Origin of the sequence: Pseudomonas alkylphenolica (assembly GCF_004025535.1) — a bacterium.
GTDB lineage: Bacteria > Pseudomonadota > Gammaproteobacteria > Pseudomonadales > Pseudomonadaceae > Aquipseudomonas > Aquipseudomonas alkylphenolica_A.
Map to the genome: position 1 here is coordinate 1 of NZ_QJRG01000049.1, position 14,263 is coordinate 14,263.

General features: G+C 62.5%; 9 protein-coding genes and 2 tRNA genes. 7 read left to right on the forward strand and 4 right to left on the reverse strand.

Translation table 11 applies throughout. The features are described from left to right. Together DM813_RS23530 and DM813_RS23535 are read right to left on the reverse strand one after the other, a co-directional pair. Positions 1-296 (reverse strand): toxin VasX (locus DM813_RS23530; protein WP_347233032.1); only part of this gene is annotated, 296 nt, incomplete at its 3' end. A 152-nt stretch (positions 297-448) separates the two neighbouring features. After that, positions 449-1,624, reverse strand: a complete 1,176-nt coding sequence (locus DM813_RS23535; protein ID WP_128325823.1) for an MFS transporter — start codon at positions 1,622-1,624, stop codon at positions 449-451. Positions 1,625-1,807: 183 nt separating this feature from the next. Here DM813_RS23535 and DM813_RS23540 point away from each other — a divergent pair, with 183 nt between their 5' ends. Together DM813_RS23540 and DM813_RS23545 are read left to right on the forward strand one after the other, a co-directional pair. Next, complete coding sequence (locus DM813_RS23540) at positions 1,808-2,953, forward strand: TDT family transporter (RefSeq protein ID WP_128325824.1); 1,146 nt, start codon at positions 1,808-1,810, stop codon at positions 2,951-2,953. Positions 2,954-3,032: 79 nt separating this feature from the next. Beyond that, complete coding sequence (locus DM813_RS23545) at positions 3,033-4,907, forward strand: MFS transporter (protein WP_128325825.1); 1,875 nt, start codon at positions 3,033-3,035, stop codon at positions 4,905-4,907. A 15-nt stretch (positions 4,908-4,922) separates the two neighbouring features. On the opposite strand, the gene sugE is transcribed toward DM813_RS23545, so the two are convergent. Further along, on the reverse strand, positions 4,923-5,240 hold the full coding sequence (sugE, locus tag DM813_RS23550) for a quaternary ammonium compound efflux SMR transporter SugE (protein WP_128325826.1): 318 nt from the start codon (positions 5,238-5,240) through the stop codon (positions 4,923-4,925). Positions 5,241-5,400: 160 nt separating this feature from the next. Beyond that, positions 5,401-6,321 carry a recombination-associated protein RdgC gene (rdgC, locus tag DM813_RS23555; protein ID WP_128325827.1) on the reverse strand — a complete coding sequence of 307 codons (921 nt, stop codon included), beginning with the start codon at positions 6,319-6,321 and terminating at the stop codon, positions 5,401-5,403. 158 nt (positions 6,322-6,479) lie between these two features. Here rdgC and DM813_RS23560 point away from each other — a divergent pair. The 5 genes from DM813_RS23560 to nirD all read left to right on the forward strand — a co-directional run bounded on the left by DM813_RS23560 (position 6,480) and on the right by nirD (position 14,237). Further along, positions 6,480-6,555 (forward strand) — tRNA-Val (locus DM813_RS23560). 20 nt (positions 6,556-6,575) lie between these two features. Beyond that, a tRNA-Asp gene (locus DM813_RS23565) sits at positions 6,576-6,652 on the forward strand. 322 nt (positions 6,653-6,974) lie between these two features. Next, positions 6,975-11,024, forward strand: coding sequence for a bifunctional nitrate reductase/sulfite reductase flavoprotein subunit alpha (locus DM813_RS23570; RefSeq protein WP_128325828.1), 4,050 nt, complete (start codon positions 6,975-6,977; stop codon positions 11,022-11,024). A 289-nt stretch (positions 11,025-11,313) separates the two neighbouring features. After that, a complete protein-coding gene (gene nirB / locus DM813_RS23575; RefSeq protein ID WP_128325829.1) occupies positions 11,314-13,872 on the forward strand; it encodes a nitrite reductase large subunit NirB in 2,559 nt (852 codons plus the stop codon). Beyond that, complete coding sequence (gene nirD / locus DM813_RS23580) at positions 13,872-14,237, forward strand: nitrite reductase small subunit NirD (protein ID WP_128325830.1); 366 nt, start codon at positions 13,872-13,874, stop codon at positions 14,235-14,237. The genes nirB and nirD overlap by 1 nt, the downstream gene beginning before the upstream one ends. Positions 14,238-14,263 lie beyond the last annotated feature (26 nt).

The window sequence follows — 14,263 nt, forward strand, 5'->3', positions numbered from 1 at the left end:
TTGCCCAGGCGCTGGAGGAAGATGTAGACGTAGCCCTCGCGGATGCTGCGCACCGCATAGCGGCTGTGGCGCAGCGGCGGGACGAGCTGTTTGCCCAGGTGCGCAGGCAGCGTGGGGGCCAGCTGCGAGAGGATGGCCGGGTCGGTACCGGACACCACACCGTAGCGCAACGGCAGGATGGTGATGGTGCGATGGCATTCGACGCAGGCGCTGGGGCTGGCGTTGGAGAGGGTAAGGTTGGCGGTTTCGCTGCTCATGCGCAGCAGCTCGCGTAACGATGGTCGTTGGGTGGACATAGCAATTCCTCTTGTCATCGGGCGCCAGGCTCGCTGCTCGCCAAACTCGGAGGGGAAACACTAACGGGGAACCACTTCTGCAGGGCCGTTGGCCCTTCCTAAAGGCCTGTGGGAGATTTCGTTAAATTTGATGAGGCTGACGGCAACCGCGTTCAGCGCCGGGCCCCGAGGTAATAGAACAGCGCCGCCAGCACCACCGAGCCGATCAACAGGTAGAAGGTAGCCACCGGCACCAGATGCGCCAGGGCAAAACCACAGATCACTGGCCCCAGCGCAGCCCCGAGGTTGGACAGGTTCTGCGCGCCGTAATACACCCCGCGCAGATGCTCGGGGGCGATGCTGTCGATGAACATGTATTCGGCGGGGATGACGATGATCTCGCCCAGGGTGAACACCAGCATTGCCAGGCACCAGGCCAGCAGCGACTGGGCCAGCGAGAAACCCAGCAGGCCAGCCAAAAACAGCGCCATGCCGGCCAGCAGCCAGGGCATCAGCTGGCTGCTGCTGATGCGTCGGCCGATCACGTACTGCAAGGCAATCACGGTGACGGCGTTGGTCGCCACCAGGTAGCTGATGTAGCGCGCTGCTTCGCTGGCGCTGCTGGTGACCACCAGGTATTGCGACAGGTAGGCGGTGAACTGGCCGAACACCACGGCACTGAGCGCGCCGCCGAGGGTAAAGCAAATCAACCGGCGATCCTTGAGCAGGTGTCCGCCAATGCTCAGAAAGCCAGCCTGGGCGCCGCTGTCCAGGCCCGCCCGCGCCGAACGCTCGCCCCAGCGCCGGTAGCACAGGCACATCACCAGGCCGAGCAGCGCCGACAGCAAAAACGGCAAGTGGTCGTCGAGCGCCACAAGCGCCAGGCCGAGAAAGGGGCCGACGGCATAGGCGACGTTGCTCAAGGTGTACTTGATTGAGAACGCCTCGGCGCGGTGCTCCAGCGGCAGCAGCGCACAGAAACCTGATTTGGCGGCGATGTCGATCACCGCGAGGGCCAGGTTGATCAGTACCAGGCTGATGAAAAACAGGCTCAGCTCGCGGCTGACGATCGCCGCAACGAACGACAGGCTGAACACCACGGTCGAGACGATGATCACCGTGTAACTGCGCACGGTATCGATCAGGTAGCCGCCATACAGGCTCAGCAGCGAGGCGACGATCAGCGCGCCGCCAATCGTCAGGCCGATGGTGCTGATGTCCAGGTTGAAATTCTGTGCCAGGTAGACCACCAGGTAGGGCAAGGTGATTGCCCGCGCCAGGGTCAGTACGCCGGTAGTCGCCAGCAGCAGGCGTACTTGCGGGCTGTAGTGTCGTACGGCGTCGAGCATGGTCACGTCCTTGTTACGTGCAGGTGGCCGCCAATAACCCAGCATACGCCAGCACAGGCGAGCGATAACAGTGCAGTTCTATATTGGTTGAATAGATAACAGATAGAGAAAATACCCGTTTTATAGATATTTTATGCAGGCATAAGATTGGCTCAACCTCACCAGAGGACAGGAGATTCGATCGTGACATGCCTTCAACACAGCACATCACCGTTACGTCCGCTGAGCCACCTGGCTCATCCGCGTGAAGTGATTCGCCAGTTCACGCCCAACTGGTTCGCCGCCACCATGGGCACGGGCGTGCTCGCCCTGGCCCTGATGCAGATCGGCGTAAGCAGCCTGAACGGGGTGGCCGAGGCCCTGTGGTGGCTGGCCATCGTCTTGTTCGTGGTATTCAGCGTGCTCTATACCGCACGCTGGGTAATGTTTTTCCATGAAGCGCGGCAGATCTTTGCGCATTCCACCGTGTCGATGTTTTTCGGCACCATCCCGATGGGGTTGGCGACCATCCTCAATGGTTGCCTGCTGTTTGGCATCAACCGCTGGGGCGAAGGGATCGTGCCCTGGGTCGAGGCGCTGTGGTGGTTTGATGTTGGCCTGGCGCTGCTGTGCGGGGTAGCCATTCCTTACCTGATGTTTACCCGCCAGGAGCACAGCATCGACCAGATGACGGCGGTCTGGCTGTTGCCGGTAGTGGCTGCAGAAGTCGCCGCCGCCAGTGGCGGGCAACTCGCTCCGCACCTGGTCGATGCCCATAGCCAGTTCCTGGTGCTGATCACCAGCTATGTACTGTGGGCCGTGTCGTTGCCGGTGGCCTTCAGCATCCTGACCATCCTCACGCTGCGCATGGCCTTGCACAAGTTGCCGCACGCCAACATGGCCGCCTCCAGCTGGCTGGCGCTGGGACCGATCGGCACCGGGGCACTGGGCATGTTGCTGCTGGGCGCGGATGCACCGGCCATCTTTGCCGCCAACGGCTTTGGTGAGCTGGGTGAAATCCTCCGCGGCCTCGGCCTGGTAGCCGGGATCGTGCTGTGGGGCGCAGGCTTGTGGTGGTTGCTGACGGCGACCCTGATCACCCTGCGCTACATGCGCCACGGCATGCCGTTCAACCTGGGCTGGTGGGGCTTTACCTTCCCGCTCGGGGTCTACACCCTGGCAACCCTCAAGCTCGGCAGCTGGCTGGGGCTGGTGTTCTTCCAGCACATGGGCCTGGTCCTGGTGGTGGCGCTGGCTGGCCTGTGGATGATGGTTGCCAGCCTGACCCTGCGCGGCGCCTGGCGCGGAGAGCTGTTCGTCTCGCCGTGCATTGCCGGGCTGAACAAGTAGATTGCTTTTATCTGGGTGAGTGTGGCTTTGTGCGGCTTGCGTGCCTCCAATTACAAAGCCCCACTCAGGTACACGGACGATGAGTCAAACCTCGCAGTTCAGCCTTCTTGGCAAACGTCGGTTTCTGCCCTTCTTCATTACCCAGTCATTGGGTGCGTTCAACGACAATCTGTTCAAGCAGTCGTTGATTCTGGCCATTCTCTACAAGCTGGCCATCGACGGTGACCGCTCGATCTGGATCAACCTCTGTGCGCTGCTGTTCATTCTGCCGTTCTTCCTGTTTTCGGCACTGGCAGGGCAGTTCGGCGAGAAGTACCCCAAGGATGCCTTGATTCGCCTGATCAAGCTGGCCGAAATCGGCATCATGGCGGTCGGCGCCCTCGGCTTTCTGACCGATCACCTGGTATTGATGCTATTGGCGCTGTTCGCCATGGGCACCCATTCGGCACTGTTCGGGCCGGTCAAATACTCGATCCTGCCGCAGGCCCTGCATGACCACGAGCTGGTTGGCGGCAATGGCCTGGTGGAAATGGGCACCTTCCTGGCGATCCTCGCCGGCACGATTGGCGCCGGGGTAATGATGTCGAGCACGTACTATGCGCCAGTGGTGGCCTGCGCTGTGATTGCCGTGGCGGCGCTGGGCTACCTGTCGAGCCAGTGGATTCCCCGGGCAAGTGCCTCGTCGCCACAGATGAAGCTGAACTGGAACATCTTCAGCCAGTCCTGGGCGACCTTGCGCCTGGGGCTCGGCCAGACACCGGCGGTGTCGCGTTCGATTGTCGGCAACTCGTGGTTCTGGTTCGTCGGGGCGATTTACCTGACGCAGATCCCGGCCTATGCCAAGGACTGGCTGCACGGCGACGAAACCGTGGTCACCCTGGTGCTCACACTGTTTTCGGTCGGCATTGCCCTGGGCTCATTGCTGTGCGAACGCCTTAGCGGACACAAGGTGGAAATCGGTCTGGTGCCGTTCGGCTCGTTTGGACTGACCCTGTTCGGCCTGCTCTGGTGGTGGCATTCGGGGGATGTTGCCGCTGGTGCCACGGCGCATGACTGGCTGGCCCTGCTGGGCATGCCGCAGGCGTGGTGGATCTTGCTGTCGATTGTTGGCCTGGGGGTGTTTGGCGGCTTTTATATTGTGCCGCTGTATGCGCTGATCCAGTCGCGCACGCCAGTGCAGGAGCGTTCGCGGGTAATCGCCGCCAACAATATTCTCAATGCGTTGTTCATGGTGGTTTCGGCCATCGTCACCATCGTGTTGTTGAGCCTGGCCGAACTGACCATCCCGCAGTTGTTCCTGGTGGTGTCGCTGCTGAACATCGGCGTCAACGCCTACATCTTCAGGATCGTCCCCGAGTTCACCATGCGCTTCATGATCTGGCTGCTCAGCCACTCCATGTACCGGGTGGAGCACCGCGGCCTGCAGCAGATTCCGGAGGAGGGCGCGGCGCTGCTGGTGTGCAACCACGTGTCGTTTGTCGATGCGCTGCTGATCGGCGGTGCGGTGCGGCGCCCGGTGCGCTTCGTCATGTACTACAAGATCTACCAGTTGCCGGTACTCAATTTCATCTTCCGCACCGCCGGGGCCATTCCCATTGCCGGGCGCAACGAAGATGCCGCGACCTACGAGCGGGCCTTCGAGCAGATTGCCCGGTACCTTGCCGAGGGCGAACTGGTGTGTATTTTTCCGGAAGGCAAACTGACTGCTGACGGTGAGATCGATGCGTTCAAGGGCGGCGTCAGCCGCATCATCGAACAAACGCCGGTGCCGGTGATTCCGATGGCCCTGCAGGGCTTGTGGGGGAGTTTCTTCAGTCGCGATCCGGCCAAGGGCTTCTTTCGGCGCTTGTGGTCGCGGGTGACCCTGGTGGCCGGTGCCGCCATCCCGGTCGAGGCGGCGGAACCGGCACTGCTGCGCGAGCGGGTCAGTGCGTTGCGTGGCGCGCTGCGCTGACGCGCTCGCTCAAGGTCAGCTGGCGCTGACCTTGAGCCCGACCAGGCCGCAAATGATTAGCGCGACGCTGATCAGGCGGAACAAGGCCATGGACTCACCGAACAAAATGATGCCGGCGATCACCGTGCCGACGGCACCGACGCCGGTCCAGATCGCATAGGCGGTACCCAGCGGCAGTTCTTTCATCGCAAGGCCGAGCAGGCCAAGGCTGATGACCATGGCGCCGACAGTCAGTACGGTGGGCAGGGGGCGGGAAAAGCCATCGGTGTATTTCAGGCCGACAGCCCAGCCGACTTCGAACAGGCCGGCGAAAAACAGGATGATCCAGGACATGCAGGGTCTCCATCAAAGTGATGGGGCCGTCCCCGGAATGGTCACGCGGTGCGTCGTGAGGCCGTCCCCACAGTGGGCAATATAGTGCCCAAGTCATGCGCGTTCAGCAAGCCAGCTCCAGTGTATGCAGGAGCCGGCTTGCTGGCGATGGGGCGCTCGATCAGACCCCTTGCGGAATCTCTTCGCCGCCGAGGGCTTCGAACAGCGCCGGCAGGAACTCGCCAAAGGTCAGCATCATCAGGGTGAAGCTGGCATCGAGCTGGCCCAGGGCTTCGTCGCCGCCATCTTCTTCCGCCTGATCCTGCAACAGTTCTTCAAAGCGCAGGCGCTTGATGACCATCTTGTCATCGAGCACGAACGATAGCTTGTCCTGCCAGGCCAGGGACAATTGAGTGACCACCTTGCCGGTGCCCAGGTGCAGCTGGATTTCGTCGCTGGTCAGGTCCTGACGTTTGCAGCGTACGATACCGCCGTCTTCGTGGGTGTCGCGCAGCTCGCACTCGTCCAGTACATAGAAGTCAGGCGCGGCTTGCTGGGTCTTGACCCAGTCGGTCATGGTCGCACTCGGGGCGATCTTCACCGTCACCGGACGCACCGGCAGCGAGCCCATCACTTCACGCAGGGTCGAAAGCAGGTCTTCGGCTCGCTTGGCGCTGGCCGAGTTGACCAGAATCAGCCCTTGCTTGGGAGCGATGGCGGCGAAGATCATCGAGCGGCGAATAAAGGCACGCGGCAGGAAGGCCTGGATGATCTCGTCCTTGATCTGGTCGCGTTCCTTCTTGTACACCTTGCGCATCTGTTCGGCTTCGATCTCGTCGATCTTTTCCTTGACCGCGTCACGCACCACGCTGCCAGGCAGGATGCGTTCTTCTTTACGCGCAGCAATCAGCAGGAAGTCGCCACTGACGTGGACCAGGGGGGCATCTTCGCCTTTGCCGAACGGTGCTACGAAACCATAGGTGGTCAACTCCTGGCTGGCGCAGGGGCGCGCCGGCTTGCTGGCCAGAGCGGTTTCCAGCGCTTCGGGTTCGAACGGGACATCCTGGGTCAGGCGATAGGTCAGCAGGTTTTTGAACCACATGGGGTGAATCTCTCCTTCCATATAAGGAGGGCATTATTCTCCGAGCAGGCGCTTCAGGCCAAGTCCGCTAAGTCTTTGGAACGCCTGAAAAATTTTTTTAAAAAAGTGCTTGCCAGAGTGTTCGGTGCTCCGTAGAATGCGCGCCACACCGAGACGAAGGGTGATTAGCTCAGCCGGGAGAGCATCTGCCTTACAAGCAGAGGGTCGGCGGTTCGATCCCGTCATCACCCACCACTCGTCTTCAAGTGTATCGCGCAGCGGTAGTTCAGTCGGTTAGAATACCGGCCTGTCACGCCGGGGGTCGCGGGTTCGAGTCCCGTCCGCTGCGCCATATTTAGCTTCCAGGGCCCACTGAACACCCGGAAGCCACAGAGAAAGCGACCTTAGGGTCGCTTTTTTTGTTTCTGCACTTCGCCAAGCGCCTCGGCGTGGTGCAGCACTCCCCATGACGGTGCGTCCGCCGCTGTCCATTACTGCCGATGCCCCGTTGTTGCTGGCTTGCGCAAACTGGCGCGGGCCTTGCTTATGCCTGTCTATCCGGCAATCAACGCAGATTGCCCCGTTCACGACAAAGGCGCCGTGTTGCTCCGGCTTGTTTTTACAAGCCGGGGCAGCAGGGCGCCTTTTTGTTTGCGTCAGCAGGAGGTCGGCAGATGAGCAGCACCAGCGTGCGCAGCGTTTGCCCGTATTGTGGAGTAGGGTGCGGCATCGTCATGACGGTTGAAGGCAACCGCGTGACCAAGATCAGCGGCGACAAAATGCATCCGAGCAACTTTGGTCGTCTGTGCACCAAGGGGCTGACCGCGCATCTACCTTTGCGCGAGTCGGGGCGTATGGAGTTTGCCTACGTGCGCAACCAGCGCCAACGCGACCCCGTGCAGACCGCGATGGATGCAGCCATTGCCCAGGCGGGCGCGCGTCTGCGCGCGATCCTCGACACGCACGGGCCTGACGCCCTGGCGTTTTATGTCTCCGGGCAAATGTCGCTGGAAGCCCAGTACCTGATCAACAAACTGGCCAAAGGCTTCGTGCGCAGCCGGCACATCGAGTCCAATTCGCGCCTGTGCATGGCCAGCGCCAGCAGTGGTTACAAGCAATCGCTGGGGGCCGACGGGCCACCGGGCAGCTATCAGGACTTTGAGCGTGCCGAGGTGTTTTTCGTCATCGGCGCGAACATGGCCGACTGTCATCCGATCCTGTTTTTGCGCCTGCTTGACCGGCTCAAGGCCGGTGCCCGGTTGATCGTCGTCGATCCACGACGCAATGCCACTGCCGACAAGGCGGACCTGTTTTTGCAGATCAAGCCCGGCACCGACCTGGCGCTGCTCAACGGTCTGCTTTACCTGCTGCACCAGGCCGGACGCTGCGATGCGGACTTTATCGCCCAATACACCGAAGGCTGGGAGGCGATGCCGGCCTTTCTTGAGGACTACACCCCCGAGCGGGTCGCCGCCATCACCGGGCTGGCCGAAGCCGATATTCGCCAGGCGGCTGTGTGGATCGGGCAGGCGCCGGAGTGGATGAGCTGCTGGACCATGGGCCTGAACCAGAGCGTCCATGGCACCTGGCAAACCAACGCCCTGTGCAACCTGCACCTGGCCACCGGGGCGATCTGCCGGCCTGGCGCCGGGCCGTTCTCGCTGACCGGCCAGCCCAACGCGATGGGCGGGCGGGAAATGGGCTATATGGGGCCGGGCCTTCCCGGGCAGCGCTCGGCTCTGGTCGAGGCAGACCGTGCGTTCGTCGAGCAGCTCTGGAACATCCCCAGCACCAGCCTGCGCAGCGAGGCCGGTGAAGGCACCGTCGCGCTGTTCGAGCAATTGGCGGCGGGGCAGATCAAGGCTTGCTGGATCATCTGCAGTAACCCGGTAGCCAGCGTCGCCAACCGCCAACAGGTAATCGAGGGCCTGCAGGCAGCGGAACTGGTGATCACCCAAGATGCCTTTGTCGACACCGAGACCAACCGTTACGCCGATATTCTCCTGCCCGCAGCGCTGTGGGCCGAAGGCGAAGGGGTGATGATCAACTCCGAGCGCAACCTGACATTGATGAGCCAGGCTGTCGAGCCGCCGGGCGAGAGCTTACCCGACTGGCAGATCATTGCCCGGATCGCCTGTGCCATGGGTTTTCACGAGGCGTTCAGCTACGCCACTGCCGAAGCAGTGTTCGACGAGATCCGCCAGGCCTGGAACCCCGCCACCGGCTACGACCTGCGCGGTGTGCAGTATGCAGACTTGCGCCAGGCGCCGCGGCAGTGGCCCTGCGAGCCGGGCCGTGAAGATTCACGCAGCCCGTTGCGCTATCGCAATGACGGGGTGAGTCAGACATTACATCTTGATGCTCATGGCCAGGCCCCGGCCATTGCCTTCCCGACCGCCAGTGGCAAGGCGCGTTTCTTCGCCCGGCCGTGGATGCCGGCGGCCGAGTTGCCCGACGACGAATTTTCGCTGGTGCTCAACACCGGGCGCGTCCAGCACCAGTGGCACACCCTGACCAAGACCGGCAAGGTCGCAGCGCTGAACAAACTCGACCCCGGGCCCTTTGTCGAACTTCATCCCGAAGATGCCGAGCGCCTGGGCATTGCCGAGCAGGATCAGGTGCAGGTGCGCTCGCGACGCGGTCAGGCGCTGTTGCCTGCGCGGATCACCACACGGGTGCTGCCGGGCAACTGTTTTGCGCCGTTCCACTGGAACGATGTGTATGGCGACAACCTGGCAATCAATGCCGTTACCTGCGATGCCGTCGACCCGGTGTCGCTGCAACCCGCCTTCAAATACTGCGCCGTGGCCCTGAGCCGGGTTGCTGGCCAGCGCATTCCCGCCACCGAGATCCAACAGGAGCCCGCCGCCATGGCGACTGACACCCTGAGTCGTCTGCTGGGCCTGGACAGTTGCGTTGAACTGTCCCTGGCTGCAGAAGAACAACAGTACATGCACGGTTTTGTTCTGGGGTTACGCAGCGCGCCCGCCGTGCGCGAGGAGGTGCCGATCCTGCCGGCCAGTGCGCCTTTTACCCCGGCGCGGCGCTTGCTGGTCGATGGCCTGCTGGCCGGGTTGTTTTCCCGCAGCGCCCAGCCACAGGCGCAGCCCTTGCCACTGTCAGCGCCTGAGCCTGCCCGCCATCTGCTGCTATGGGCCTCGCAGACCGGCAACAGCCAGGCCCTGGCCGAGCACTGTGCCGAGCAGCTGCGCAAGGCGGGGCTGGCGGTGCAGTTGAACTGCATGGACGAGGTGAGCGTGGCGCAGCTGGACGGTGCCGCCAGCCTGCTGGTGATTGCCAGCACCTTCGGTGATGGTGAAGCGCCAGACAGCGGTGCGGCGTTCTGGCAGGGCTTGCACACTGAGCCGGCCCGTCGCTGCGACGGCTTGCCGTTCGCGGTACTGGCCCTGGGGGATTCCAGCTACGAGCAGTTCTGTGGCTTTGGGCGCAAGCTGGATCAGCGCCTGCTTGAGCTGGGCGGGCAGCGCCTGCTTGAACGGGTCGACTGTGAAGGCGATTACCAGCAACACGCCGCGCCCTGGTTGCAGGCGATCGTTGCAAAACTGGGCAGCGCGGGCACCGCCACAACGGCGGCCGCGGCCGCTCCGGAAATAACCGGCTTCAGCAAGCAGCAACCCCTGCAGGCACGCCTGTTGGAAAACCGCTTGCTCAACAGCCCAGGCGCCAGCAAGGAAACCCGGCAGATCGTCTTCGACCTGGCTGGCAGCGGCCTGACCTATCAGGCCGGTGATGCGCTGGGCGTCTGGCCGCGCAACTGCCCGCAGCTGGTTGATGAGTTTCTGGCAGCAACCCGTCTGGACGGCATGGCCTTGGTCAGCCTCAATGGCCAGGCCGATATGCCCTTGGCCACCGCCCTCAGCGAGCATCTGGAAATCGCCCGGGTGACGCCGGCAGTGCTGGAAGCGTTTGCCGAACACGGTAGTGATTCTGTCCTGGTCGATTTGCTCGAACCGCAGAACAAAGCGGCGCTCAAGGACTGGCTGTGGGGCAAGCAATTGATCGATCTGGTGCAAGCCTGCAAGCCGGTGCTGGATCAGGCGACCTGGTTGAGCCTGCTCAAACCGTTGCAGCCACGGCTGTACTCGATCAGCTCCAGCCCCCGGCAACACCCCGATCAGGTGCACCTGACCCTCTCTACCGTGCGTTATGGCCAGCGCAAAGGGGTGTGCTCGACCTTTCTGGCAGACCGTGCCGGGCAGCACGATGTGGCGATCTTCACCCAGCCCAGTGCGCATTTTCGGCTCCCCAAGGACAGTGATGCACCGGTGATCATGGTCGGCCCCGGCACTGGCGTGGCGCCGTTCCGGGCGTTCCTGCAGGAGCGTCAGGCCGAGGGCAGCAAGGGGCGCAACTGGCTGCTGTTTGGCGAGCAGAAAGCCGCCAGTGATTTCTACTACCGCGAAGAGCTGCTGGCCTGGCAACGCCAAGGTCATTTGACGCGTCTGGACACGGCGTTTTCCCGCGACCAGGCAGAAAAAATCTATGTACAGCAGCGCATGCTTGAGCAAGGTGGCGAGCTCTGGCGATGGCTGGAGGAGGGCGGGCACTTTTATGTCTGCGGTGATGCCGGGCGCATGGCCCGGGATGTTGATGCTGCGCTCAGGCAGGTGGTGCGCGAACACGGCGCACTCAGCGGCGAGCAGGCCGATGCCTATGTCAGCGAGCTGAGCCGCAGCAAGCGCTACCTGCGCGACGTCTATTGAATGCCCCATAAGGGGGAGGGCTGCACCAGGCTGGGTCGCATCTGCGCCCGGCCAACCGCGTAGACGCCCGGATTTCATGGGTTTTGGCAGTTGGCACAGTCCCTGCTTTTATCCTGCTACAACGGCAACACCACAACGTTCTCGCGGGTCAAAGGCGATTCGCACCGGGAACTACAAAAACGACCAGGCAAAGGCGCCTGGAGCTTCGGCTCCAGGCGCCTTTTTTTGTTTTTTCGGGGCTCGCCCCAGCAGCACAGCCACCGTGAATGGCCTTGAGTGAGGATCGGGTATGAATGCAGCAACGACCATCGTCCCGCGGGAACAACTGATCATTGTCGGCAACGGCATGGTGGGGCATCACTGCGTCGAGCAACTGATCGAGCGCGGTGCCTTGAGCCGCTACGCGCTGCGGGTATTCGGTGAGGAGCGCCAACGCGCCTATGACCGTGTGCACCTGTCCGAGTACTTCAGCGGTAGCGATGCCGAGACTTTGGCCCTCGGTGCCGCCGGCGCGTACGCCGAGCATGGCGTGCAGCTGCACCTGGGGGAAGCGGTGCTGGAGATCGACCGTGAGCGCCGCGAAGTAGTGACCCCGCTGGGGCGTTACCCGTATGACCAGTTGATCCTGGCCACCGGTTCCTACCCGTTCGTGCCGCCTATCGAAGGCTGCGAAGGGGCATCGCGTCTGGTGTACCGCACTCTCGATGACCTTGACGCCATTCGCGCCGCTGCAGCCAATGCGCGGCGGGGTGTTGTGGTCGGCGGCGGTTTGCTCGGGCTTGAGGCGGCCAATGCCCTGAAGTCCCTGGGGCTGGAAGCCCATGTCGTGGAGTTCGCGCCACGCCTGATGCCGGTGCAACTGGACAACGAAGGCGGTGCCGCCTTGCGGGCACAGATCGAAGCGCTGGGGGTGGGTGTGCACCTGTCACGTGCGACCCAGTCGGTGGCGGCGGGAGAGGCCTACCGCTACCGGATGAACTTCGACGGTGGTGAGTTTCTCGAGACCGACCTGATCGTGTTTTCCGCCGGCATTCGCCCGCAGGATGCGCTGGGCCGTAGCAGTGGCCTGGAGGTGGCGGCGCGCGGCGGCGTGGTGATCGACAGCGATTGTCGCAGCAGCGATGCACGGATTTTTGCCATTGGTGAGTGCGCCTCTTGGAATGGCAGCGTATTCGGCCTGGTTGCACCGGGCTACAGCATGGCGCGCAATGTGGCTGCCGCCCTGGCTGGCGAAAACGCCGGCAGTTTTGTCGGTGCCGATATGTCCACCAAGCTCAAGTTGCTGGGCGTGGATGTCGGCTCCATTGGTGATGCCCACGGCGCTACCCCCGGTGCACGCAGCTACCGCTTTATCGATGAAGCCAGCTCGGCTTACCGTCGTCTGGTAGTCGATGCCAGCGGCAAACGGGTGCTGGGCGCCGTGCTGGTGGGTGATAACAGCTACTACGACACGTTGCTGCAATATGTGCAGAACGGCATTGCCCTGCCGGCCGATCCGGCGGCGTTGATCTTGCCGCAGTCCTCCGGCTCTCCGGCGCTGGGTGCTGACGCCCTGCCTGACAGCGCCACTATCTGCTCCTGCCACAACGTCAGCAAGGGTGCGATCTGCAGTGCGATCGACAACGGCTGTGGCGAGCTTGGCGAACTCAAGCAACAAACCAAGGCCTGCACCGGCTGCGGTGGTTGCGCCGCGCTGCTCAAGCAGGTCTTCGAGCACGAGCTGATCGCCCGCGGTGTCAGTGTCGACAAGAGCCTGTGCGAGCACTTTGCCTACACCCGGCAGGAACTCTATGCCTTGGTGCGGGTTGAAGGCATCCTCAGCTTTGACGAGATGCTGGCCAAGCATGGCCGCGGGCATGTCGGCTGCGATATCTGCAAACCCACGGTCGGCTCGATCCTGGCGTCGTGCTGGAACCAGCCGATCATGGACCCTTCCTTGGTGCCGCTGCAGGACACCAACGACACATTCATGGCCAACATGCAAAAGAACGGTACTTACTCGGTAGTGCCGAGAATTCCCGGCGGCGAGATCACCCCCGACAAACTGATCGTCATTGGCCAGGTGGCGAAGAAATACGACCTCTACACCAAGATCACCGGCGGTCAGCGCATTGACCTGTTCGGTGCCCAGTTGCATGAGTTGCCGGCAATCTGGAGCGAGCTTATAGATGCCGGTTTTGAAACAGGCCACGCCTATGGCAAGTCCACTCGCACGGTGAAGTCCTGCGTGGGCAGTACCTGGTGCCGCTACGGCGTGCAGGACAGTGTACAGATGGCCCTGACCCTTGAAGACCGTTACAAGGGCCTGCGCTCGCCGCACAAGCTCAAGTTCGCGGTATCGGGCTGCACCCGCGAGTGCGCGGAGGCGCAGAGCAAGGACATCGGTGTGATTGCCACGGAAAAGGGCTGGAACCTGTATATCTGTGGCAATGGTGGAATGCGTCCACGACATGCCGAGCTGTTCGCCACCGACCTGGATGACGCCGGGCTGATCCGCATCATCGACCGCGTGCTGATGTTCTACATCCGCACCGCCGACAAGCTGCAGCGCACCTCGGTGTGGCGCGAAAGCCTCGACGGTGGGCTGGACTACCTCAAACAGGTGATCCTCGACGACAGCCTGGGCCTGGGTGCCGAACTCGAGGCGCAGATGCAGCTGGTAGTCGACCGCTACGAATGCGAATGGGCCAACGCCCTCAAAGACCCGGAAAAGCTCAAGCGCTTCCGTACGTTCGTCAATGACCAGCGTCCTGACCCAAGCGTGCATTTTGTCCGCGAGCGCGGTCAACGGCGGCCGATCGCCGCGGCTGAACTCCACTTGATCCCGACCACTGAAGAGGTGCTGTGATGAGCCTGTCCAATGCTGCTGTAACGGTACAAACAAGCGACTGGCAAGCAGTCTGCAGCCGCCACGACCTGGTCGCGCAATCGGGGGTGGTGGTCTGGTTCGAGGGTCGTCAGGTGGCGCTGTTCTACCTGCCAGAGCACGACACGCCGGTGTTCGCTGTCGACAACCAGGACCCGAAATCGGGCGCCCATGTCATCGGTCGCGGGTTGATCGGCCACCTCAAGGGCGAACTGGTGGTGGCAGCACCGTTGTACAAACAGCATTTCTGCCTGAGTGACGGGCGTTGCCTGGAGGATGCCGGGCAATCGCTGCAGGTGTGGCCGGTGCGGATCAGCGGAGAACAAGTAGAAATCGGCCTGGCTTGAGTCCTACAAACCACGCCGTTGCTCCT

Excerpts from the sequence above, each read along its gene's own strand:
- nirD (WP_128325830.1), top strand. The coding sequence starts at position 13,872 with ATGAGCCTGTCCAATGCTGCTGTAACGGTACAAACAAGCGACTGGCAA.
- DM813_RS23570 (WP_128325828.1), top strand. The coding sequence starts at position 6,975 with ATGAGCAGCACCAGCGTGCGCAGCGTTTGCCCGTATTGTGGAGTAGGG.
- nirB (WP_128325829.1), top strand. The coding sequence starts at position 11,314 with ATGAATGCAGCAACGACCATCGTCCCGCGGGAACAACTGATCATTGTC.
- rdgC (WP_128325827.1), bottom strand. The coding sequence starts at position 6,321 with ATGTGGTTCAAAAACCTGCTGACCTATCGCCTGACCCAGGATGTCCCG.
- sugE (WP_128325826.1), bottom strand. The coding sequence starts at position 5,240 with ATGTCCTGGATCATCCTGTTTTTCGCCGGCCTGTTCGAAGTCGGCTGG.
- DM813_RS23535 (WP_128325823.1), bottom strand. The coding sequence starts at position 1,624 with ATGCTCGACGCCGTACGACACTACAGCCCGCAAGTACGCCTGCTGCTG.
- DM813_RS23545 (WP_128325825.1), top strand. The coding sequence starts at position 3,033 with ATGAGTCAAACCTCGCAGTTCAGCCTTCTTGGCAAACGTCGGTTTCTG.